General features: G+C 42.9%; 23 protein-coding genes. 12 read left to right on the top strand and 11 right to left on the bottom strand.

The window, feature by feature from the left end; translation table 11 throughout:
- Positions 1 to 6: 6 nt before the first annotated feature.
- The 5 genes from DDT91_RS03850 to DDT91_RS03830 all read right to left on the bottom strand — a co-directional run bounded on the left by DDT91_RS03850 (position 7) and on the right by DDT91_RS03830 (position 4,045).
- Positions 7 to 1,125: a carboxylate-amine ligase gene (locus DDT91_RS03850; protein ID WP_187174820.1), complete on the bottom strand. Its 1,119-nt coding sequence runs from the start codon at positions 1,123 to 1,125 to the stop codon at positions 7 to 9.
- A 12-nt stretch (positions 1,126 to 1,137) separates the two neighbouring features.
- Positions 1,138 to 2,094, bottom strand: coding sequence for a RimK family alpha-L-glutamate ligase (locus tag DDT91_RS03845; RefSeq protein WP_187174819.1), 957 nt, complete (start codon positions 2,092 to 2,094; stop codon positions 1,138 to 1,140).
- A 39-nt stretch (positions 2,095 to 2,133) separates the two neighbouring features.
- Positions 2,134 to 2,847, bottom strand: coding sequence for an esterase family protein (locus DDT91_RS03840; protein WP_187174818.1), 714 nt, complete (start codon positions 2,845 to 2,847; stop codon positions 2,134 to 2,136).
- 102 nt (positions 2,848 to 2,949) lie between these two features.
- A complete protein-coding gene (locus DDT91_RS03835; RefSeq protein WP_187174817.1) occupies positions 2,950 to 3,378 on the bottom strand; it encodes a hypothetical protein in 429 nt (142 codons plus the stop codon).
- 148 nt (positions 3,379 to 3,526) lie between these two features.
- Positions 3,527 to 4,045 (bottom strand): gamma carbonic anhydrase family protein, encoded by a 519-nt coding sequence (locus tag DDT91_RS03830; protein WP_187174816.1) that lies wholly within the window; start codon positions 4,043 to 4,045, stop codon positions 3,527 to 3,529.
- A gap of 144 nt (positions 4,046 to 4,189) precedes the next feature.
- Here DDT91_RS03830 and DDT91_RS03825 point away from each other — a divergent pair, with 144 nt between their 5' ends.
- From DDT91_RS03825 to secG, 8 genes are all read left to right on the top strand, one after another.
- A complete protein-coding gene (locus DDT91_RS03825; protein ID WP_187174815.1) occupies positions 4,190 to 4,912 on the top strand; it encodes a YceI family protein in 723 nt (240 codons plus the stop codon).
- Positions 4,913 to 4,978: 66 nt separating this feature from the next.
- Positions 4,979 to 6,226, top strand: coding sequence for an anthranilate synthase component I family protein (locus DDT91_RS03820; protein ID WP_187174814.1), 1,248 nt, complete (start codon positions 4,979 to 4,981; stop codon positions 6,224 to 6,226).
- Positions 6,210 to 7,325 (top strand): DNA polymerase IV, encoded by a 1,116-nt coding sequence (gene dinB / locus DDT91_RS03815; RefSeq protein WP_370539287.1) that lies wholly within the window; start codon positions 6,210 to 6,212, stop codon positions 7,323 to 7,325. Before DDT91_RS03820 ends, dinB begins: the two co-directional genes overlap by 17 nt.
- A 136-nt stretch (positions 7,326 to 7,461) precedes the next feature.
- Positions 7,462 to 8,937 carry a tRNA (N6-isopentenyl adenosine(37)-C2)-methylthiotransferase MiaB gene (gene miaB / locus DDT91_RS03810; RefSeq protein ID WP_187174813.1) on the top strand — a complete coding sequence of 492 codons (1,476 nt, stop codon included), beginning with the start codon at positions 7,462 to 7,464 and terminating at the stop codon, positions 8,935 to 8,937.
- A complete protein-coding gene (locus tag DDT91_RS03805; protein WP_187174812.1) occupies positions 8,934 to 10,217 on the top strand; it encodes a sigma-54-dependent Fis family transcriptional regulator in 1,284 nt (427 codons plus the stop codon). The genes miaB and DDT91_RS03805 overlap by 4 nt, the downstream gene beginning before the upstream one ends.
- Entirely contained in the window at positions 10,204 to 10,740 is a 537-nt protein-coding gene (lptE, locus tag DDT91_RS03800; protein WP_187174811.1) for an LPS assembly lipoprotein LptE, read from the top strand. The genes DDT91_RS03805 and lptE overlap by 14 nt, the downstream gene beginning before the upstream one ends.
- Positions 10,741 to 10,772: 32 nt before the next feature.
- Positions 10,773 to 11,510 (top strand): hypothetical protein, encoded by a 738-nt coding sequence (locus tag DDT91_RS03795; RefSeq protein WP_187174810.1) that lies wholly within the window; start codon positions 10,773 to 10,775, stop codon positions 11,508 to 11,510.
- A gap of 10 nt (positions 11,511 to 11,520) precedes the next feature.
- The gene (gene secG / locus DDT91_RS03790; RefSeq protein WP_187174809.1) at positions 11,521 to 11,880 is read left to right on the top strand and encodes a preprotein translocase subunit SecG; all 360 of its coding nucleotides are present in this window, start codon (positions 11,521 to 11,523) and stop codon (positions 11,878 to 11,880) included.
- A gap of 107 nt (positions 11,881 to 11,987) precedes the next feature.
- Here secG and DDT91_RS03785 read toward each other — a convergent pair whose 3' ends face one another.
- Positions 11,988 to 12,746, bottom strand: coding sequence for a hypothetical protein (locus DDT91_RS03785; protein WP_255502013.1), 759 nt, complete (start codon positions 12,744 to 12,746; stop codon positions 11,988 to 11,990).
- A 177-nt stretch (positions 12,747 to 12,923) separates the two neighbouring features.
- Between DDT91_RS03785 and groES the strand changes: the two genes are divergently transcribed.
- The 3 genes from groES to DDT91_RS03770 all read left to right on the top strand — a co-directional run bounded on the left by groES (position 12,924) and on the right by DDT91_RS03770 (position 15,421).
- Positions 12,924 to 13,202, top strand: coding sequence for a co-chaperone GroES (gene groES / locus DDT91_RS03780; RefSeq protein WP_187174808.1), 279 nt, complete (start codon positions 12,924 to 12,926; stop codon positions 13,200 to 13,202).
- Between the two features lie 34 nt (positions 13,203 to 13,236).
- Complete coding sequence (gene groL / locus DDT91_RS03775) at positions 13,237 to 14,865, top strand: chaperonin GroEL (RefSeq protein WP_187174807.1); 1,629 nt, start codon at positions 13,237 to 13,239, stop codon at positions 14,863 to 14,865.
- A 172-nt stretch (positions 14,866 to 15,037) separates the two neighbouring features.
- A complete protein-coding gene (locus DDT91_RS03770) occupies positions 15,038 to 15,421 on the top strand; it encodes a two-component system response regulator (protein ID WP_187174806.1) in 384 nt (127 codons plus the stop codon).
- Between the two features lie 2 nt (positions 15,422 to 15,423).
- Here DDT91_RS03770 and DDT91_RS03765 read toward each other — a convergent pair whose 3' ends face one another.
- From DDT91_RS03765 to DDT91_RS03750, 4 genes are all read right to left on the bottom strand, one after another.
- Entirely contained in the window at positions 15,424 to 16,548 is a 1,125-nt protein-coding gene (locus tag DDT91_RS03765) for a serine hydrolase (RefSeq protein ID WP_187174805.1), read from the bottom strand.
- A gap of 3 nt (positions 16,549 to 16,551) precedes the next feature.
- A complete protein-coding gene (locus tag DDT91_RS03760) occupies positions 16,552 to 18,060 on the bottom strand; it encodes a S10 family peptidase (RefSeq protein ID WP_187174804.1) in 1,509 nt (502 codons plus the stop codon).
- A 129-nt stretch (positions 18,061 to 18,189) separates the two neighbouring features.
- The gene (locus DDT91_RS03755) at positions 18,190 to 19,467 is read right to left on the bottom strand and encodes an amidohydrolase family protein (protein WP_187174803.1); all 1,278 of its coding nucleotides are present in this window, start codon (positions 19,465 to 19,467) and stop codon (positions 18,190 to 18,192) included.
- A 47-nt stretch (positions 19,468 to 19,514) separates the two neighbouring features.
- A complete protein-coding gene (locus DDT91_RS03750) occupies positions 19,515 to 19,922 on the bottom strand; it encodes a GNAT family N-acetyltransferase (RefSeq protein ID WP_187174802.1) in 408 nt (135 codons plus the stop codon).
- Positions 19,923 to 19,953: 31 nt separating this feature from the next.
- Here DDT91_RS03750 and DDT91_RS03745 point away from each other — a divergent pair, with 31 nt between their 5' ends.
- Positions 19,954 to 20,208: a hypothetical protein gene (locus tag DDT91_RS03745; protein WP_187174801.1), complete on the top strand. Its 255-nt coding sequence runs from the start codon at positions 19,954 to 19,956 to the stop codon at positions 20,206 to 20,208.
- Positions 20,209 to 20,226: 18 nt separating this feature from the next.
- Here the strand turns inward: DDT91_RS03745 and DDT91_RS03740 are convergent, their stop codons facing one another.
- Entirely contained in the window at positions 20,227 to 20,646 is a 420-nt protein-coding gene (locus tag DDT91_RS03740; protein WP_187174800.1) for a VOC family protein, read from the bottom strand.
- Positions 20,647 to 21,060: the final 414 nt, after the last annotated feature.

Raw genomic sequence — 21,060 nt, 5'->3', positions numbered from 1 at the left:
ATTCAATCAGATCCCCTCGGTAAACTTCCCTGTAATAAAATCGACCACTGCCTCCAAGCTGCCCGTTTTTTCAAAAACAGCCAATTGTTGATCAGCGCCTGTACCTCTCTCCAGAATTTTATGCACGTAATTGATCTCCTCTCTGCTTCCCAAATCATCCACCACATCATCGATAAATTCAAGTAATTCCATGATCAATTCTTTGGTTGGTACCTCGACTTTTTTCCCGAAGTCGATCAATAATCCTTCAATCCCATTTCGGGCTGCTCTGAATTTATTCTCCCTTATCAAAGCAATCCGATAGATATTGAAACTGGTGTTGCTCATATGAAGCTTGTAAAGCTTAGCTACCACTGCTTGAATAATCGCTACGATACAGATTGTCTCATCCACTGTCAGACACATGTCGCAAATCCTGAACTCGATCGTACTGAAAAAAGGATGCATTCTGAGATCCCACCAGATTTTTTTGGGATTATCTATGCAGTTAGTCTTAACCAGAATTTCGAGAAAATTATCATAGGACTGAACAGAATCGAAATATTCCGGAAGGCCAGTTCTAGGAAACTTGGCGAAAACTTTGGCTCTGAATGCTTTAAAACCGGTATTCCTTCCTTCCCAAAATGGAGAATTGGTGGTCAAAGCATAAATATGGGGCAAGAAGTAACAGGCCTGATTCATCAGCTGCAAGGCCACATCCCGGCTTTCTATGCCCACATGGACATGAAGACCAAAGATCAAATTGGATCGGGCGATGTCTTTTAGCTCATTGACGATGTTGTGATAGCGTGGATCATCGGTAATCTCCTGATCCTGCCATTTGGCAAAGGGATGAGTACTTGATGCACCCACCGTCAACCCCTGCGCCTTAGCCAACTCAGAAATTTTATTCCTTAGGTAGGATACCTCTCTACGGGCTTCTGCCACATTCTGACAGATGTTGGTGCCGACCTCAACCACGGATTGGTGCATTTCGGCTTTGACCTGCTCTCGGAGTTGAATCTTTCCTCCTTCCACGATTTTGGACATATGAGACCTTAAATCCCGAGTGACAGGATCAATGATCATGTATTCTTCTTCCACGCCCAAGGTAAATTTGGGTAGTGACTTTAAAGCAATAGGCATAGTGGTAAAGGATTAGAATCTCTTGGCCATTTCGACCGAATTTTTCACAAAAGTTCCCCAAGTCAGATTCATCTTTCCCGGCTTATGGGATTTGGCATAGGCGATGGCCATCTTAGCTGCTTCTTCTACTACCCATTCGAAATTTTCCTGTCCCACAGAATTCACATCCGCATCCGGTGCAGGATTTCCAAAATCAATGGCATAAGGGATACCGTCTCGCACGGCAAACTCAACGGTATTAAAATCATATCCCAATCCAGTACACAGTCGGATAGTATAGTCTTTTACAGTCGCCAAAAGCTTTTTGGAGGCAGGCGCTCGATCCACCACATAGCGCAAATGATGAGGATTTCGCGGCTCATATTCCATGATTCTCACCGCCTTGCCCCCTAGACAATAAACTCGAAAATATTCATCAAAGACAATCTCTTCCTGAAGCAACATTACCAATTGACCGGTCTCGGGATGCTTCTGGAAAAATTCTTCCTTGTTTTCCAATCGATAGACATTTTTCCATCCTCCACCTGCATAAGGCTTCATATACGCCGGAAAACCAACGTAATTAAACATACCCTCCCAATCCAATGGGGCAACCAAATTTCGGAAAGATTTGGAAGTGGTATCATCCGGATGCTTTGCCGAAGGTAATATCACGGTTTTGGGAAGTGGCACCCCAAGAGTGTCAGCCAGACAGTTGTTGAAAAATTTATCATCCGCACTCCACCAAAAAGGATTGTTTATGACGGCGGTTCCTGTCAAGGCTGCATTTTTCAGATAGGCTCTGTAAAATGGTACGTCCTGCGAAATTCGGTCAATGATTACCGCATAGTCTGTGAGTTGATTTTGCATTACCTTATCAATTCTCACGGGCTCGGCGATAATGCCTTTTTCCGCTTTTTGGTTTACTCGCTCCACAAAGGCATGAGGAAAAGTATCCTCCATTCCGAAAAGTATCCCGATTTTTTTCATGTTCTCTGTTAAAATAGAAAGGTTGTTAGTTGAATTTCTTTAATCAAATTTGATAGTAGACAAATAGTGTGGAAACATCTCTCTCCATAGTGGCCAATCATGCTGCTTATCTTGCCTCACATCAAACCAATGCGAAATATTTTTGCTCTTGAGCACTTCGTGCAGTTTGATGTTGGAGTCAAAACAAATATCCCAGTTGGATGTCCCAAGGACTATTCCCATATTCCAAAGTTCACCGTCTTGAAGACCGGGCAGATATTCAAGAGGACTGTTGTAATAGATGTCATCGTGCTGATACCCGTCCATGAAGTTTCGGATCTCAAAAGCACCACTCATGCTAAAGAGGTGACTTACGTATCCCGGATGGCGAAAAGCGAAATTGGTGGCATGATACCCTCCAAAACTGCACCCTGCAACAACTACTTTGGCTGAAGGGGTATTGAGCCGGATTCTTTCCACAATTTCATGACAAATCATTTTGTCATAGGCCACATGATTTTGAATCCGATCGTGTGGATGAATTCCCTTATTGTAAAAGCTCTGTTTGTCATTGCTCTCGGGGCAATAAATCTGTATTAGTCCCTGCTCAATAAACCATTGAGCAGATCCAATTAGACCCATATCCCTATTTTCATGGAATGACCCCATAGAAGTTGGAAAAACGACAACAGGATACCCGGCATGACCGAAAACCAGCATTTCAACATCCCGATTTAGGTGTGGGGAGTACCATTTAAAATATTCTTCTTTCATTCCTTCAATTTGATGAATTCCCGGCAAATAGTTACCGATAGCAAATACTAATCAAATTTCAGGGAAAAGAAAAAAAGTGAAGGTCCCTTTTTATCGGAATGATTAAAGTCTCACTTCAGATGATTTGGAATGCGAATACCCACGTTGATTTATCCAAGATAAAATCCCGGCTACGATCAAGATCAGCAAAAATCCTACAAGCAGCCATTTGACTGTTGAGAAACAAGAGGCAGTCATTACCAATAATTCATCTTGCCGAGGATAAATTTTAAGGATTTTTAGAATGAGGATATTTTCAAAAAAATCCATAACCAAAATTCCTACAGGTAACCCTACAAAACGCCTGCTATTCCAAAGGGTATTGAGGACTCCTATAAAAAAAAGAGTGTATATCACCATGTATGGCATATCCAAAGCCCATACACCAATCCGATAATATTCTCTTTGAGCTTGATCTAAATGACCCAGTGCCAAATATGCCTCTTCCGCTGTATAAGCAAACTTAAGGTCCAGTGCATATTCCTTGGGCATGAAGTTAAAAAGCAAAAAGTTGAAACTTAAGAACAAAAAACCCAAAAAAAACAAATTCTTGCTTTTTCCAACGAATTCAAAAAGTGCGTGCATATTCAAAAATTTAAGCTCGAAAATACAAAAAGGAGATTATTAACTCCAAATAATTCTATTTCATATTTTCAAACCAAGAAGAGTACATGGGATAATTTCTTGCCGTTCTTTCAATCACCTCCTTCATTTCAGGACCTATTTCTTTTACTTTTTTTGCAGGCATTCCCGCGTAGATTGAACCAGCTTCTACAATAGTTCCGGCTAAAACAACTGCCCCCGCCGCTATCACGGAATCGGAATGAATAACAGCCCCATCCATCACTATGGCCCCCATCCCTATCAACACCCGGTCATGGATCGTACAACCATGTACAATCGCATTATGGGCTATGGAAACTTTATTTCCTATGTAGGTTGCAGCTTTTTGATAGGTACAATGAATGACCGCACCATCCTGAATATTGGTATCATCTCCAATCCGGATCTCATGGACATCTCCTCTGACCACGGCATTAAACCAAACCGTGCAATTATTGCCCATTTTCACATCCCCGACCACCGTAGCATTGGGAGCAAGCCAACAGTTTTCTCCAAATTCTGGGGTTTTTCCATTTACATCCATGATAAGCGCCATATTTTCAATTGATTGGGATTTTCTGTAAAAATTTTATTCCCGAAAATTAAAAATTTTGATCTATCCGTGAACTTTTTTTGAGCTCATGGGTTTTACGTGTCTATACATTAATTGTAGAAACCAATCCAACACAAAAAATCAACTATGAAAATTACAAAGCAAATCGGCCTATTTGTAGCTGCATCCATGATTGCATTTGCATGCGGAAAGCCAGGTGAAACTGTAGAAACTACAGATGCTCAGGAAGTAGCAGCTGGAGAAGGACAAACCTTGAATCTAGACCTTGCAGCTTCTACCGTTTCCTGGACAGGATACAAGCCAGCTGGTAAGCATTTCGGGAAAATCCCTTCTACAGGCGGTACTCTAACTGTAGCTGGTGACCAAATCACTGCGGGAACTTTCACGTTCGATATCCCAGGTTTGACCATCGAAGACATGGAGGCTGGCTCTGAAAACCATGGTAAACTGTATGGCCACCTTCAGTCAGCAGACTTCTTTGATGCTGCCAACTTCCCAACTGCAACTTTTGAAATCACCGGAGTACAGCCATTCGCTGCTACTGATGTGATCGCTGACAAGCAGGAGTTTGCTACTGACAACACTCCTTCTTCTGACAGCGCCTTGACTCCAGCTAACCCTACGCATTGGATCAGCGGTAACTTGACAATGAGAGGAACTACCAAAAACATTAAATTCCCAGCTTCTGTGAGTATTGTCAATGGTGTAGTAACTGCAAAAGCAGGCTTCAACATAGACAGAACCCAGTGGGGCTTGATGTACGGTGACGAATCCGCTGCCGTTGACAAAGCAAAAGATCAGTTTATCTACAATACCGTTTCATTGGTATTGGACGTGACTGCCAAATAATAAAACAACTACCACAATGATTGAAAAGGGGGAATTCTGAAGAATTCCTCTTTTTTTTGCCCCAAAATGAAAACTGACTACCACTATTCCTTGAGATTCAAAGATTGGAAGGAAAAACTGCTTTATTGGTCCAATAAAGAATTCTCCTTTTTTGCATGGACTTCAGGTAATGGTCATAGCTATAAAGAAGGTCCATTCGGAGACTATTTATTTCTGGGCGAAAATGAAGTGGCTGCTTGGGAAAAACTTCATTCCCCAACTTGGAAAGTAGGTATAATTGGCTATGACTTCAAAAACCAAATCGAAAACCTGACAAGCACTAACCCTGATTTTTTCACATTGCCTGACTTATGCTTCTTTGAGCCCGATTGGGTCCTGAAAATCGAAGAAAACGGGTTTTCAAGCTCCTCCCCTTTTCCGGAACAATGGCTTAGAGAAATAGAAAACCAGCCTTTAACACAAAAAAAAACAACCCGATGTGAGGTCGTTCCCCAACTTTCCAAAGATGAATATCTCCGGCATGTTTCCACCATTCAGAAGGAAATTTTGGAAGGAAATACCTACGAAGCCAATTTCTGCCAAGCCTATTCGGGTCATTTTGAAGCTTGGGATCCGATTGCAGCTTTTTTCAGGTTAAATGACTTATCCAACATGCCCTTCGCGGCCCTTTTCAAAGCAAAATCCAAATGGCTCGTATCTGCTTCTCCTGAGCGGTTCCTCAAAAAAACAGGAAAAAGAATCATCGCTCAGCCCATCAAAGGAACCATCAAAAGAGCCCCTGACCCTATCCAAGATCAAATAAACAGAGAATCACTCTTTCACAGCGAAAAAGAACGGGCCGAAAATCTCATGATCACCGACTTGATGCGGAATGACCTGGCAAGGATCTCTGAAACTGGCAGCGTCCAAGTCGATGAACTATTTGGCATTTACCCGCTTCCTAGAGTTTTTCAGATGATAAGCACCATCAGTGCCACCCTGAAAACCGAGGTATCTTTAAGGCAAATCATTGAAGCTACTTTCCCTATGGGAAGTATGACCGGAGCTCCAAAAATCAGCACGATGCAAATCATCGACCGGGAGGAACGTTTCCGAAGAGGATGGTTTTCCGGTGCTTTTGGCTGGATTGATGATCGGGGTGATTTTGACTTTTCTGTGGTCATCCGATCCATTATTGCTGATTTGGATGCAAAAAAACTCTATTTTGGGGTAGGCAGTGCCATTACCATTGATGCCTTTGCAGAACAGGAATACGAAGAATGCGCACTGAAAGCCCAGGCCATCTTTGAACTGATCAGTGGAAACAAATCCTGAAAACACCAGCCTCATCCGTAAAATCATCCACGTGGATATGGATGCTTTCTATGCCTCCGTGGAGCAGCTGGATCATCCGGAATGGAGAGGAAAACCTCTGGTAGTGGGAGGAAACGAAGCCCGGGGCGTCGTGGCAGCAGCTAGCTATGAAGCAAGGAAATATGGAATTCATTCCGCTATGTCTTCTGCATTGGCTGCCAAGAAATGTCCTCAATTGATTTTTGCAAGGCCCAGATTTGAACGGTACAAGGAGATTTCTCTCCAGATACGGGAGATCTTTTATGAATACACTGACTTGGTGGAGCCTCTTTCCTTGGATGAGGCCTTCTTAGATGTCACTGAAAATAAACAAGGGATGAAATCAGCCATCCTTATCGCCCGACAAATACGAGCCAAAATCAAGGAAAAAACTGGTCTCAATGCCTCCGCAGGAGTCAGCTATAATAAGTTTTTGGCCAAAACTGCCTCCGATCTCAACAAACCCAATGGTCAAGCGGTCATCCTACCTGAAGAAGCTGAGGCCTTTTTGGAAAAATTGCCAATCGTAAAATTCTTCGGCATAGGAAAAGTCACTGCAGAAAAAATGCAAAGCCTGGGCATCCACACCGGCAAAGACCTGAAAGAATACTCCCTTCAGTTTTTGACCAAGAAGTTCGGAAAGTCAGGCCTACACTATTACAATATTGTTCGTGGAATTCACCTTTCGGAAGTTCAGCCTCATCGGGTCCGAAAAAGCCTCAGCGCGGAAAACACCTTTGAAAAAGACTTGAACACCTTATCTGAGATGGAGGAAAACCTTTATCCTGTTTTTGAGGAAGTGATTCGAAGGATCGAAAAAAGTGGGATCAAGGGAAGGACAGTCACCTTGAAAATCAAATTTGCGGATTTCACCCTGCAAACCAGAAGCAAAACACTGGAACAGTATCCTGATGCAACACAAATTTGGCAAGTAGGTCTGGAACTTCTGCGTCAGGAAGGCATCCCGCAACCTGTCCGTCTGTTGGGTCTGGGAATATCCAACTTAAATACCACCGAGGAGCAAGTGCATTTTGGAGAGCAGCTGAAAATTCCATTTCAGATTCAGAAAGAAGAAACCTGAATTAAAAGGCAGGGAATCCTGCCATTTTGTCTGCATTTTCCTAATTTTGCAACCTGAAAGATTGTTTTGGGGTTTTAAAAAATTCAAACTACCCGAGCGAATCTTACTCACCTGAATTAACACCTATCTCCATTCCATGGACTTGATCAAAGACATCGACATTATCTCTGCCGAAGAGGCACAAGCTTGTGATTATAAAACCACGCCGGACGAAAACACCGGAAAAACCAAAAAACTCTACATCGAGAGTTACGGCTGTCAGATGAACTTCTCTGACTCGGAGATCGTGGCCTCAATCATGAAGGAAAACGGATTCGATACCACTTCTGACTTCAATCAGGCCGATGTGGTATTCCTCAATACCTGCTCCATCCGTGAGAAAGCCGAACAGACTGTCCGGAACCGACTCAACCATTTCAATGCGGTCAAAAAGCATAAGCCTGAAATGACCATCGGGGTTTTGGGCTGTATGGCTGAGCGACTAAAAGAAAAACTACTCGAAGAAGAAAAGATTGTAGACGTGGTCGTAGGACCTGACGCATACAGAGACCTTCCCAATTTGGTGGCCGTGGCAGAGGAAGGTCAAAAGGCTGTCAACACGTTTCTCTCCCGTGAGGAAACCTACGCCGATATTGCTCCGGTTCGATTAAATTCCAATGGGGTCACCGCTTTCATATCCATCATGCGTGGCTGTGACAACATGTGCTCTTTCTGCGTGGTTCCTTTTACCCGAGGAAGGGAAAGAAGCCGTGATCCACACTCGATTGTTGCAGAGGCCCAGGACCTGTTTAGCAAAGGCTATCGCGAAGTAACCCTTTTGGGTCAAAATGTAGACTCTTACAAATGGTCACCTGAAGAGAATAATAAAGCTCGTTTGAACAAGAAAGAAGATGAAGTAAGCCAAGTAGTCAACTTTGCCCATCTTCTGGAAATGGTGGCACAAGTGAGTCCTTTGCTCCGCGTTCGCTTCTCCACTTCCCATCCTAAGGACATTACCGATGAAGTACTTCACACCATGAAGAAGTACGACAACATCTGCAAATACATCCATCTCCCTGTTCAATCCGGTAATAGTCGCGTTTTGGAACTCATGAACCGTACCTATGACCGGGAATGGTATTTGGACCGAGTGAAGGCAATCCGCGAGATTTTGGGTGAAGAGTGTGGAATCTCCTCAGACATGATAGCCGGTTTCTGTACTGAAACCGAAGAAGAACATCAGGACACTCTTTCCTTGATGGATATCGTGCAATACGACTTTTCCTACATGTTCTACTATTCCGAGAGACCGGGAACGCTGGCCGCTAAAAAGTTTGTAGATGACATTCCTTTGGAGGTAAAGAAAAGAAGACTAGCCGAGATCATCGATCGGCAAAATCAACTTTCCTTACAGCGCAACAAACTGGATGTAGGAAAAGAGCAATTGATCCTTATCGAGGGCACTTCCAAAAAATCCCAATCCGAGCTCAAAGGCCGAAACTCAGCCAACAAAGTCGTCATTGTACCGGCTCAAGGATTAAAAATGGGCGACTATGTAAAAGTGAGAATTACTGACTGCTCAGCAGCTACCTTGTTTGGTGAGGTATTGGAAATCAATCCTAGCTTGGTATGATTACTCCACAGGAAATACAAAGTGTCAAACAACGCTTTGGGATCATTGGCAACAGCCCTCTGCTGAATCACGCGATTCAGGTGGCTATGCAGGCTTCTCCGACAGACATGACGGTGCTGATTACAGGAGAAAGCGGTAGCGGAAAGGAGAGTTTTTCCAAAATCATCCATTCGCTTTCTCTGCGTAAGCATGGCAAATTCATCGCTATCAACTGCGGAGCAATCCCTGAAGGAACCATTGATTCCGAGCTTTTTGGTCATGAAAAAGGCTCTTTTACAGGAGCGCATGAAGCCAGAAAAGGCTATTTCGAAGTTACGGACGGAGGTTCCATTTTCTTGGACGAAATTGGCGAGATGCCCCTCGGTACACAGGCCCGACTTCTACGAGTGCTGGAAAACGGGGAATTCATCAAAGTGGGTTCTTCCAAAGTCCAAAAGACCAACGTCAGAGTAATCACTGCTACCAACGTCAATCTGATCAAAGCAGTAGAAAAAGGAAAGTTCCGGGAGGACCTGTACTACCGACTCAACACTGTTCCGATTTTCGTTCCTCCTTTGAGAGAACGAGGGGAAGACGTGGTCCTTTTGTTTCGCAAATTCACTGGAGACTTTTCTGAAAAATACCATGTGAGGCCAATCAGTCTGGATCATGAAGCACAACAGCTGTTGATGCGCTATGCTTTTCCCGGAAATATCCGTCAGCTGAAAAATATAGCCGAGCAAATTTCACTTTTGGAAGAAAACAGAGAGGTAAATGCACAGACACTCTCTAGGTACCTGCCTCAGGAGAGTGCCAAACTCCCCATGGCAATCGGCCTTGGAGGTAGCGAAAGCATGGATTTTTCTGAGCGAGACATTTTGTACAAAGTTCTTTTTGACATGAAAAAGGACATGAATGATCTGAAAAAGTTGGTTTTGGAATCCTTCCAAAGTGGGGGAATCAACCCCTCTCTGATGCAAAAACATCAAGGACTTTTCGAGGACATTGACACAGGCATGATTTCGAAGGAGCCTGTCGAAGCCACCTCTCCGTATTCGATGCCATTGGTGATTGATTCAAAAAAATCTCCTGCCAATCCAGAGGAAGAGTATGAAGACGATGTGATAGAGGACATTGTACACGAAGAAGACGACAACTCCCTTTCCTTAGAACGAAAGGAGAAAGAAATGATCCTAAAGGCACTGAGAAAGCACAACAACAAGCGGAAATATGCTGCAAGTGATCTCGGTATCTCTGAGCGGACACTGTATCGAAAAATCAAACAGTATGAAATTGAATAAGCGCATAGCACTTCTTTTTTTGGGAATCTTTTTGGGGATTTCCGGCTGTTCGGTTAAATACAGCTTCACCGGAACGAATATCAATTATGAGATTGTTAAGACTTTCTCGGTGGAAAATTTCTTCAACGATTCAGGCGGCGGACCAGCCAATATGGAGCAGCGATTCACCGAAGCGCTCAAAGAATATTATCAGCGAAACACCCAACTGGAGTTGGTCAGAACCAATGGAGATCTCCAGTTTTCTGGAGCGATTTCAAGATATACCCTTTCCCCTCAGGCAGTGGTATCGAGTGGTGATCCGAATCTTCCCGACCGAGCCGGTCAGATGCGATTGACGATATCGGTGGATGTAGAATACGTCAATCTGACTAATGAGGAAGAAAATAAAAAGCAAACCTTTTCATTCTTTAAAGATTACGATCCAAGGACCGTCACCCTTTTGGATGTGGAAAATCAACTGGTAGAGGAAATTTTCGACACCATTATCCAGGATATCTTTACAGCTACAGTGGCAAACTGGTAAAATCCTTATATTGAAAGCAAATCCTTACAGGTGTGAACGCAAATCAATTTCTGGAACTCATTTCAAAATCAGATCGGCTGGAAAAGGCAGATTTCCTTCATTTGAAGAAAATACAGGAAAATTTCCCCTATTTCAATTTGGCTCATGGTCTTGCGGCACGATTTGAATTTTTGAAAAACGAGGGTAAACCGGGCCCTTCCCTACCCATGGCTGCATTGAGCAGTCCGGATAGGGTTTCGTTGAAGAATTGGATAGAAAGACCAGCAGCTACGATTCCATTAAATCCAGAAAAAGTAGACCTTCTTCCCGAAGAACCGAAACAGGAACTCGACTCTCAGAGAAGAACAGCCTCCCTGATCAAACTAGGCGAACAGCTGAAAGGAGGATCCTCTTCTGAAGAGGAAGTATCTAAACCAAAACCCAAAAAAAGAAAGCCACCAAAAGATGATTTGATCGAGACCATCAAGAAAAAAGAAAAGAGGGAAATTCTTGACTCCAAAAAGAAGGAGCAAATCGATCTTATCAAGGCATTCAGCAAAAAAGATATCAAATTGGCCACGATTAAAGAAATCGAGGCCAATCAGAACACCGAAAACCTCGCAGACTCCAGCACCAAACTTAATGACAATCTGGTTTCTGAAACCTTTGCCAAAATCCTGATAAAACAGGGCAAAAAAGGGATGGCTAAGGAAATTTATGAGAAACTCGCTTTGAAGTTTCCCGATAAAAGGACTTACTTTGCGGACTTGATTGAAAATTTGAAAGATTAACCTTACTTATATGTTTACCTTATTAATCAGTATTATTTTGATTTTGGCAGTTTTGCTTATTCTGGTGATTCTGGGCCAAAACTCAAAAGGTGGAGCCGGGGCGGCTTTTGGAGGCAGTGCTTCTCAAATCATGGGAGTAACCCGTACCGGAAATGTATTGGAAAAAGCAACTTGGATACTTGCTGTAGCCATCTTGGTTCTTTCCTTGGCTTCTTCGGCTTTCTATACTTCAAGCCAGCCTAATCAGTTTTCTTCCCCAAACATTGAAAGCGCTAAGCAGCAGGTAGTTACACCGGCCTTTGGTGACACACAGAATGCAGCGCCGGCAGAAGGAACTTCCACAGAAACTCAGGATTCTACAGGTAACTAATCCGTTTTTCTAACAGCATTAAACAAAGTCTGCCCTTCAGGCAGACTTTTTTATTTGACCGATTTGGAATTCATAGGTTCAGTAATTTTTTCAATTACGGGCTGACATCATTCTGTCACCGACCTCAAAAGCAATCTTTTGCTTACAGGTATCAGCGTTTCTTCGATTGGAAAATGATGAGGACTATGCAGGCGCCAAGTTGCAGGGTTGGGCAATTCCTTAATTTCTTTGATCAGATGGAGTTTTAATTTTTCCAATGTGTATACTAGAGATCTTTGGAAAATCCCAATCAGCCAAAACGAGATGCTTCGGAATTTCTCTCCAGCTAATTGTAAAAAATTACTCCTATAGCGAAACGCATGCACTTCTGACTGACTTTCCTGAGTCATGAAAATATATCCCTCGCGAGTATAGATGGGCAAAAGCCCTACCGGTTCAAACTCCACCTGCTCTTCTACAAAATCATAGATTGCTTTTCCTTCTTCGATTTGATGCTGGAGTTTAGGTAGTGCAAAAGCGGTAATCTGAGCAATTTCTTCCATGACATTTCCTTCCTGAACTTTGGATTCAAACCGAAGTTGGGCATTCTGAAGATCTATCCCATTCAATGCTTTAGGAAAAAGATTTTTCAACTCTGTTTTTCCTGACTCCAATTCCCTCAAAGTTCGGTGATGATCAATCAAATCACTCAGTGAAGGATAGAGCTTTACTGCTTTAAACTCTTTTTCAGTGGCCTGAAGGTAAGCTAGCAACTGATACTTTTTGTACTCAAAATCAATCAGACCTTCGGTGATCCAATTTTTCGGCAAAGTCTTCATATCAAACAGGTAATTAATGGTCTGACATAATTTAAATAATTCTGACATTTTTTGCTGACATCAGAGAAATTTTGACAGTACCGCATGTCAAAAAAAGATGCTTAAGCCGAAGAAAAATCTCAGATTTACGGCCGATTTGTCAGAAATGGTAAATCATCCGGCATTGGCACAGGAAGTGCAGAGTGGGGAATAGCATTTTAATCTAACCTTAAACAATACATAGTTATGTCAAACGTGAACATCAAACCTCTTGCAGACCGAGTTTTGGTACAGCCAGCTGCAGCCGAAGAAAAAACTGCTTCCGGTCTTTACATTCCGGATACCGCCAAAGAAAAGCCTCAGAGAGGAACTGTCGTAGCAGTGGGCAACGGCAAAAAAGATGAGCCATTGACTGTAAAAGTAGGAGACACTGTTTTGTACGGTAAATACTCCGGCACAGAACTAAGCGTAGATGGCAACGACTACCTCATCATGAGAGAATCTGACATTTTCGCAATCCTTTAATCATTCATTCATAAACTGAAAAATTCTAAAAAAAATGGCTAAACAACTGTTTTTCGATACCAACGCCAGAGATCAATTGAAAAAAGGCGTAGATGCATTGGCAGATGCAGTAAAAGTAACTTTGGGTCCAAAGGGCCGTAATGTCATCATCGACAAAAAATTCGGAGCGCCTACCATCACTAAAGACGGGGTGTCCGTAGCAAAAGAAATCGAACTGAAAGAGCCGATCGAAAACATGGGCGCTCAGCTTGTGAAAGAAGTGGCTTCCAAAACTGCAGACAATGCAGGTGATGGTACTACCACCGCAACTGTACTTGCTCAGGCAATCTTCAACGTAGGTATTAAAAACGTCGCTGCAGGTGCCAACCCAATGGACCTGAAGAGAGGTATCGATAAAGCTGTAGCTGCAGTAGTAGCTCAGTTGAAAGAAAACTCCAAGCAAATCTCTACCTCCAAGGAAATCGCTCAAGTGGCTACTGTTTCCGCAAACAACGATGAGGAAATCGGTAACATGATCGCTGACGCGATGGATAAAGTAGGAAAAGACGGTGTAATCACGGTAGAAGAAGCAAAAGGAACCGAAACCGAAGTAAAAACTGTAGAAGGTATGCAGTTTGACAGAGGTTACCTTTCTCCTTATTTCGTGACCAACACTGAGAAAATGGAAGCTGAGCTGGATCACCCATTCGTGTTGATCTATGATAAGAAAATCTCTTCCATGAAAGAACTTCTTCCAGTTCTTGAGCCAGTAGCTCAGTCAGGCAAGCCTTTGTTGATCATTGCTGAAGATGTGGATGGTGAAGCTTTGGCTACCTTGGTAGTAAATAAAATCAGAGGTGCTTTGAAAGTTGCTGCTGTCAAAGCTCCTGGCTTCGGTGACAGAAGAAAGGCTATGTTGGAAGACATTGCCATCCTGACTGGTGGTACCGTAATCTCTGAAGAAAGAGGTTTCAAACTGGAGAACGCTACTCCTGACATGCTAGGTCGAGCAGAAAAAATCAACATCGATAAGGACAACACTACCATCGTAAACGGTGCAGGTGATGCCGCTGCCATCAAAGGCAGAATCGCTGAGATCAAAGCTCAAATCGAAAAAACTACTTCCGACTACGACAGAGAAAAATTGCAGGAAAGACTTGCTAAGCTTTCTGGCGGTGTAGCAATCCTTTACATTGGGGCAGCTACTGAAGTAGAAATGAAAGAAAAGAAAGACAGAGTAGATGACGCTTTGCACGCTACAAGAGCTGCCGTACAAGAAGGTGTGGTAGTAGGTGGTGGTGTAGCACTGGTAAGAGCTGCTTCAGCCCTCGACAGGCTGAAAGGTTCAAACGATGATCAGGACACTGGTATCAACATCATCAGAACCGCGATCGAAGCTCCATTGAGAACTATTGTAAGCAATGCCGGTGGTGAGCCTTCTGTAGTGATCAATAAGATCAGAGAAAACAAAGGAAACTTCGGTTACAATGCACGTACCGACCAATACGAAGATCTGTTTGAAGCAGGTGTAATCGACCCTACCAAGGTAACCCGCCTTGCTTTGGAAAATGCCGCTTCCATTGCCGCATTGTTGTTGACCACCGAATGTGTGGTGGCAGATGTGAAAGAAGACGCTCCTGCCATGCCTCCAATGGGCGGAGGAGGAATGGGCGGAATGATGTAATATCAGCTAAACAATCCTAAAGGGGAGATCCAAAAGATCTCCCTCTTTTTTTCCTCGATTTTCAAATAATGGAAACAAACTCAAACAAAAAGGTGATTAATCCTTTTACTTGCAAAAGGAATAATTGTATTTTGGTGGATTAACACGCTGCAATGCCTGATTAGATAATTTGATGATCCAATTTGACGCAATTTTTTTGGTGGATGATGATCCTATTAACAACCTGATTAATAAAAGATTGTTAGGTAAAACAGGCATCAGCCAAACAATTCTGGAATTTTTAGGGGGTGAGGAGGCTCTTGAAAAACTAGAAGAAATATCTCCCTCAGCCCGTCTACTAATTTTTCTGGATATAAATATGCCTGTGTTAAACGGTTGGGAATTTTTAAACAAATACTTGGCCTCTTTCTCCCACCGAAAAGATAAAATCGTCATCCTTTCAAGCTCAATAGATTTTCAGGACCGACAGAGAGCTTCGGAATTTCAGATTGTCGCTGGATTTTTGGAAAAACCTTTAACTCTGGACAAGATCAACAATCAACTGGAAAACTTCTGACTTCACCGAATCACTTCCGACATTCTGTCCCAAAATTGCCTGATCAATAAATAAGGTACCGGTAAGTTGCCCGGCGCACCTCCCATTCTTACTATGACAAGATTTTTGGAGGGTACCACCATCAAAAGCTGTCCATTACCCCCTACTGCCATATACATATCTGTGGGTCCCGATGGGATAAATGACCCTGATACCCTTTGCTGGTTTCCTGGCAACATATAGTTTTCCTTACCATTAAGCCAAGTAAAATAGCCATAGCTCTGATTCAGTTTCTGGGAAGACTGAATCATCTCGTCAAAGTAAGGCCCGGACCAAATTTGATTCCCATTCCAATTTCCTCTCGCCAACAAGAGTAGGCCAAACCTTGCGAGGGATCTGGCATCGGAATAGAACATGGTGTTTTGACCGGATTTTTGCCAGAGGCCTTTCATACCGATTCTATCTCCTATTTTTTCCTTGAAATAAGTATCAAACTCCTTCCCGGAGGCTTTTTCCAGCACTTTTTCCAATACAGAATAAGTGGCATTGTGATAGCTCCAGCGGGTTCCCGGTTTAGCCAAATAGGTAAAGCTGGAAGGAGAATAAGTATCTAAGTTGGCCACCTGGTCATTGATACCTGTAGAAAAAGACAGGTGATGGATTAATCGGATATTTTTTTCCTGAGAAATTGGCATCGATGTCCAACCCTCACCCAGATACTTTTGGGTCCTGTCTTTGATAGCCAGCAGTTTCTCCTGCTGTGCTATTCCAATCAGTGTAGCAGTTAATGTTTTACCAGCTGATTCCCAATACCAGTACGAATTCTGATCCATTTCCCCTGTTCCGGTCAGTTTTGCACCCCAATACTCCTCCAAGACTAATTTCCCATCCTTCAAAACAATAAACGCCCTTGTATCTTGAGTAGGCAACCAAGCCAGAAGTTCAGCCAGCAAATTCTGATTCCAGCCCAAGTCAGGTATGGTTACTTTCTCCCAATCGCTTGACCCCGAAGGAGGAAAATACAGACCGGAAAAGCTAGGTGAACCTGAATTTTGAGCTTGTATGGGATTTACAAGAAAAATGGCCCAGTACAGCAAAAGTATTTTGACCAAAACAGTAAAACATGAATTCGAAGTACTGAGCCTCATTTTTTATTTTCTTAAGGTATCCTGGATGAATTTTTTCAGGTCTTCTCTGAATAATTTGGCCGAAGGAAGGTGGGTGTACATCATGTGCCCTGCTTCATAATACGTCATGATAATCCTGTCTGTAGCGGACTGAGGCAAACCGATATGGGAAATCGAATGCTCTACTCCGTGAAAGACAGTTGCCAAATCATAATACCCATTCATAATCAATACTTTAACATAAGGATCCTTACTCAAAGCTTCAGCCATATCAGGTAAGGTAGTGACTGCAGCATCTGCTCCCCAGAAGTTATTCCCTTGATGCTTCCAATCCCACTTGAAGCCTTCTTTGGAATAGGCAGAAGTGGCATAAAGCAAGTCTTTGCTCACTCCAAGACTACCATGGTAATAGTCCAAGAATCCCATGGTATAAGCCGGTGAGATAGCATCACTTTGAGGATCAGTAAAGGCCGACATCGCCATAGGATCTATATTGATCCCTTTGTACCGCGAATCCAGTCTACCCACCGTCATGCCGTCTTTTCTGAGCAATTCCTGATAATATTCATTGGCTGTGAGTTTAAGATCTGCTCTTTCCCATACTTCAGCGGAAATGCCAGTAAATCCTTCCAGTTTTTTCGCCATAGCTGATTTTTCTGCAGGTGAAATTCTATTTCCTTTAAACAAGGCCGGTGCATATTCATTCTCGGTAAACTCCCTCACGCGCTGAACAAACGAAGGCAGATCCGGGCCTCTATCCACCACTTTATTGTGGTACCAGCTAGTTGCCGCTACGGTAGGCAAATAAACGATATAGGGTAGATCTTCATTCGGAGCAAAGAAAAGCGTACGCAAATCAAAAACGGCCGATACCATGATCACTCCATTCAATGCATACCCTTTGTCCAATAAATAATTCATTACACCTGCATTTCTAAAAGTCCCATAACTTTCTCCCAGAATGTATTTTGGGGAATTAAGTCGATTATGCTCTTTCAAAAACTGCATGATAAATAAGCTGATGCTGCGGATATCCTGATCCACACCCCAGAAATCCGATCCTTTGGCCTCTCCTATCGGCACACTCAATCCTGTACCCACCGGATCCATCATGACCACATCGGCAACATCCAAAATTGAAAATTCATTATTGGTAAGCTCATACGGGGCCGCAGGATTGTATTCTGGATCGTTGACCACAATCCGCTTGGGTCCCATAATGCCCATGTGAAGCCAGTAGGAAGAGGAACCTGGTCCGCCGTTGTATGCAAAAACTATCGGTCTGTTTTTCTCCGGATTCTCTTTGAAATAGGCAGTAAACCCAAACAGGGCAATCGGCTTGTTATTTTCATCCTTCAGTTGCATCGTTCCAGCTTTTGCATTCAGGCTGATGACTTTACCGTCAATTGTGACGGATTGCTTGGATTCAAAAACCTGAGCTTTAGGAAGCGGAGCGACTGTATCTTCCTTTTTATCCTGCGCCAAAGCAAAGCTGGAGAATAAAAGGAAAACTAGTAAAAATCGAATTTTCATAGATTTTGAGTTAATGGTTCTTGTTTTGGTATAAAATAGAGTTTCTTAGGTTCTGAAATTATTGAGTTACCAAGTTGTCAGAAAATCTCGTTTTTGAACTACAACCTGAACACTCCCACCTGAAAATGATCACTGTTTGTAGATTTTCCCATCTTTCATGACAAAGACGACCTCTTTCATGACTTTGATATCCTGGTCGGGATTTCCACTGACCGCGATGATATCTGCTATCTTTCCGGCTTCGAGGGTTCCAAGCTTGTCTTCTATTCCCATCAGTACAGCGGCATTGAATGTCGCGGCCTGAATCGCTTCCAGATTGGGCATTCCCACCTCGGTCATGTAGATAAATTCCCTATAATTCTCACCATGGGGAAAAACACCCGCATCTGTCCCAAATGCGATTTTCACTCCTTTTTTATAGGCTTTAGCAAAAGTCTGTTGAATTTGGGCCCCAATCTTCATGGCTTTATCTCTTACGACTGGAGGATAATATCCCGGAATTTTGGCATATTCTGCAGCTGACATGCCAGCGGTCACCGTAGGTACATACCAAGTACCTGATTTGATCATCATGTCCATGGTTTCCTCAGTCATCAAAGTCCCGTGCTCAATGGAATGAATTCCTGCTTTGACAGCTCTTTTCATTCCTTCATCTCCATGGGCATGTGCTGCCACATGAATACCAAAATCCTTTGCCGTCTCTACCACTGCTTCCAATTCATCCTGCTGGAATTGAGGAGCGGAGCCGTCCCTAGCTACGGACAATACTCCCCCTGTGGCAGTCACTTTGATTACATCCGACCCGTATTTGACTGCTTGACGTACCGCTTTTCGGGCATCGTAAGGCCCGTTGATTACTCCTTGGTCAGGTCCTGGATCTCCCATCAGTTCTCGCTTCACCCCGTTGGTAGGATCAGCATGTCCACCCGTGGGAGCAATGGACTTTCCTGCGGTATAAATCCTAGGCCCTACCACAAGGCCATTGTTGATTGCATTCCTCAGCGCAATATTGACCCCTGTTCCACCCATATCCCTGACAGTGGTAAACCCAGACATCAAAGTAATTTGGGCATAGGGCAGCGCTTTGTAAGCAACATCTGCTTCATTGTCCCGAAAACCGTCCACATAACGCGTTGGACTGGTTTGACTCTCAATATGGACATGCAAATCCATGAGCCCAGGCATGACGGTTGTATTCTTTAAATCTATCAGTTTATCTCCGCTGGATGGAGTCTGATAACCTGCACTGACTGAAATGATCTTATCGCCTTCTACCAAAATGGTTTGTTCCGTCAATACTTTCTTGGATTTAACATCGATCAGACGACCGGCATGAATGTAAGTTTTCTGGGCAAAAACTCCCATCGAAAGCAACACTAGTAATCCTGTAAGGCTAATTTTCTTCATAAGGTGATCTAATAAGGGTGATTTTAATAAGAAAGATAAAACAATAATCATAAAAGCTCTTCGCCTGGCTTCAACTGATAGCATCGCTCGTGTAAATGAAAGCCCAATTTTTGGTAAAACCCTTCAGCATCTTCAGCTGAAAACAAAAAGATCCTTGCATCTGGAGCCAAATCTCGGGTGAATTGAAGAATAGTTTTGCCTATTCCTTTTCCTTGGAAATCCTTCGCCACTGCCAAGTCTGCCACAAAACATCGATAACAAAAATCTGACAGGCCCCTCAGCAGCCCTACCAATTCTCCATCTTTTCTGGCAGTAACCCATAGATTAGAACCCTGTATTATACGATTCAGGAGGTCTGGCTCATCCATCGGTCTTCTTAATGCAAGACCTGAATCAGTTAAGATCGACACATATTCTTCCAAGGCAATATGTTTTTCTCTACAGTATGTGATCATTATATTGTAACAGGAATAAGAAATTGAATTTATGACAGGAGGTGCAGGATTTAGCAAACAAGCTTCTCAATCTTTTAAAGATAATCGTTCATTAGGTCAAATCAGACCTGAAAAATCAGACGCTATATCCACGAGAACCGGGAAAAACGCCAAAGGGGAAGAATTGGAAGAATCAATCCAACACCGAATGGGACGAAAAACATTAGAAAGAAAATGGAAAAGTAAAGTACTGGCAGCTTGGCTTTTACTTGGATTGATATTCATTCTGATCCTCTTTCTCTCATGATGGTGACTTCTCCTCTGATCAACTCACCGTCCTAGCTTCGACAATCTGATCGTAAACTTTGTCATTGGGTTCCCAAAGCTCGATGCTATGACCATCCGGATCGAGGATATGCACAAATTTCCCGTAGTCAAAAGTTTGGATGTCATCCAAAATGACCACGCCTTCCCTTTTCAATTCCTCAACAAGTAGCTCTAGATTTTCTACCCGATAATTGATCATAAAGTCTTTCTTAGAAGGTTGAAAATAAGTGGTATCCTCCTTCATGGGCGACCATTGGGAGAAGCTTTTTTGAGAAGGATTTTCACTGCTTCTCCACTCGAAGGCCGTTCCATATCTATCCACTTCCAGTCCCAAATGCTTATGATACCATGCTTTGGTTTGGTCAGGATTTTTTACTTTGAAGAATATTCCTCCGATTCCGGTAACTCTTTTTTTCATTTTGGTTGATTCTTTTATTGAATATTATAAAAAAAGAGGAAAATCAATTCATTTGAAATCAAGCATTTGACCCAAACAGGTCTGGCCAATACAGAAAATCAAGGTTTTTTTATTCTCCGGCACGCTTGAAATTCTGAATTTTCCCTAAGTTTGCACGACTTAATCCGAAAGGGGTAAAGTAAAATTTCGGGGTGTAGCGTAGCCCGGTAGCGCATCCCGATAGGAATCGGGAAGGTCCAGGTTCGAATCCCTCAATCAGCAAACGGCTGATTATCTAAAATATTGAAAAAAGTTTCGGGGTGTAGCGTAGCCCGGTATCTCGTCCCGATAGGAATCGGGAAGGTCCAGGTTCGAATCCCTCAATCAGCAAACGGCTGATTATCTAAAATATTGAAAAAAGTTTCGGGGTGTAGC

The organism is Algoriphagus sp. AK58 (genome assembly GCF_014324365.1).
GTDB lineage: Bacteria > Bacteroidota > Bacteroidia > Cytophagales > Cyclobacteriaceae > Algoriphagus.
Note: the sequence above shows the minus strand (reverse complement) of the source record. Positions and strands in the feature narration are given on the sequence as shown.

Excerpts from the sequence above, each read along its gene's own strand:
- DDT91_RS03850 (WP_187174820.1), bottom strand. The coding sequence starts at position 1,125 with ATGCCTATTGCTTTAAAGTCACTACCCAAATTTACCTTGGGCGTGGAA.
- DDT91_RS03845 (WP_187174819.1), bottom strand. The coding sequence starts at position 2,094 with ATGAAAAAAATCGGGATACTTTTCGGAATGGAGGATACTTTTCCTCAT.
- DDT91_RS03840 (WP_187174818.1), bottom strand. The coding sequence starts at position 2,847 with ATGAAAGAAGAATATTTTAAATGGTACTCCCCACACCTAAATCGGGAT.
- DDT91_RS03835 (WP_187174817.1), bottom strand. The coding sequence starts at position 3,378 with ATGCCCAAGGAATATGCACTGGACCTTAAGTTTGCTTATACAGCGGAA.
- DDT91_RS03830 (WP_187174816.1), bottom strand. The coding sequence starts at position 4,045 with ATGGCGCTTATCATGGATGTAAATGGAAAAACCCCAGAATTTGGAGAA.
- DDT91_RS03825 (WP_187174815.1), top strand. The coding sequence starts at position 4,190 with ATGAAAATTACAAAGCAAATCGGCCTATTTGTAGCTGCATCCATGATT.
- DDT91_RS03820 (WP_187174814.1), top strand. The coding sequence starts at position 4,979 with ATGAAAACTGACTACCACTATTCCTTGAGATTCAAAGATTGGAAGGAA.
- miaB (WP_187174813.1), top strand. The coding sequence starts at position 7,462 with ATGGACTTGATCAAAGACATCGACATTATCTCTGCCGAAGAGGCACAA.
- DDT91_RS03805 (WP_187174812.1), top strand. The coding sequence starts at position 8,934 with ATGATTACTCCACAGGAAATACAAAGTGTCAAACAACGCTTTGGGATC.
- lptE (WP_187174811.1), top strand. The coding sequence starts at position 10,204 with ATGAAATTGAATAAGCGCATAGCACTTCTTTTTTTGGGAATCTTTTTG.
- secG (WP_187174809.1), top strand. The coding sequence starts at position 11,521 with ATGTTTACCTTATTAATCAGTATTATTTTGATTTTGGCAGTTTTGCTT.
- DDT91_RS03785 (WP_255502013.1), bottom strand. The coding sequence starts at position 12,746 with ATGTCAGAATTATTTAAATTATGTCAGACCATTAATTACCTGTTTGAT.
- groES (WP_187174808.1), top strand. The coding sequence starts at position 12,924 with ATGTCAAACGTGAACATCAAACCTCTTGCAGACCGAGTTTTGGTACAG.
- groL (WP_187174807.1), top strand. The coding sequence starts at position 13,237 with ATGGCTAAACAACTGTTTTTCGATACCAACGCCAGAGATCAATTGAAA.
- DDT91_RS03770 (WP_187174806.1), top strand. The coding sequence starts at position 15,038 with ATGATCCAATTTGACGCAATTTTTTTGGTGGATGATGATCCTATTAAC.
- DDT91_RS03765 (WP_187174805.1), bottom strand. The coding sequence starts at position 16,548 with ATGAGGCTCAGTACTTCGAATTCATGTTTTACTGTTTTGGTCAAAATA.
- DDT91_RS03760 (WP_187174804.1), bottom strand. The coding sequence starts at position 18,060 with ATGAAAATTCGATTTTTACTAGTTTTCCTTTTATTCTCCAGCTTTGCT.
- DDT91_RS03755 (WP_187174803.1), bottom strand. The coding sequence starts at position 19,467 with ATGAAGAAAATTAGCCTTACAGGATTACTAGTGTTGCTTTCGATGGGA.
- DDT91_RS03750 (WP_187174802.1), bottom strand. The coding sequence starts at position 19,922 with ATGATCACATACTGTAGAGAAAAACATATTGCCTTGGAAGAATATGTG.
- DDT91_RS03745 (WP_187174801.1), top strand. The coding sequence starts at position 19,954 with ATGACAGGAGGTGCAGGATTTAGCAAACAAGCTTCTCAATCTTTTAAA.
- DDT91_RS03740 (WP_187174800.1), bottom strand. The coding sequence starts at position 20,646 with ATGAAAAAAAGAGTTACCGGAATCGGAGGAATATTCTTCAAAGTAAAA.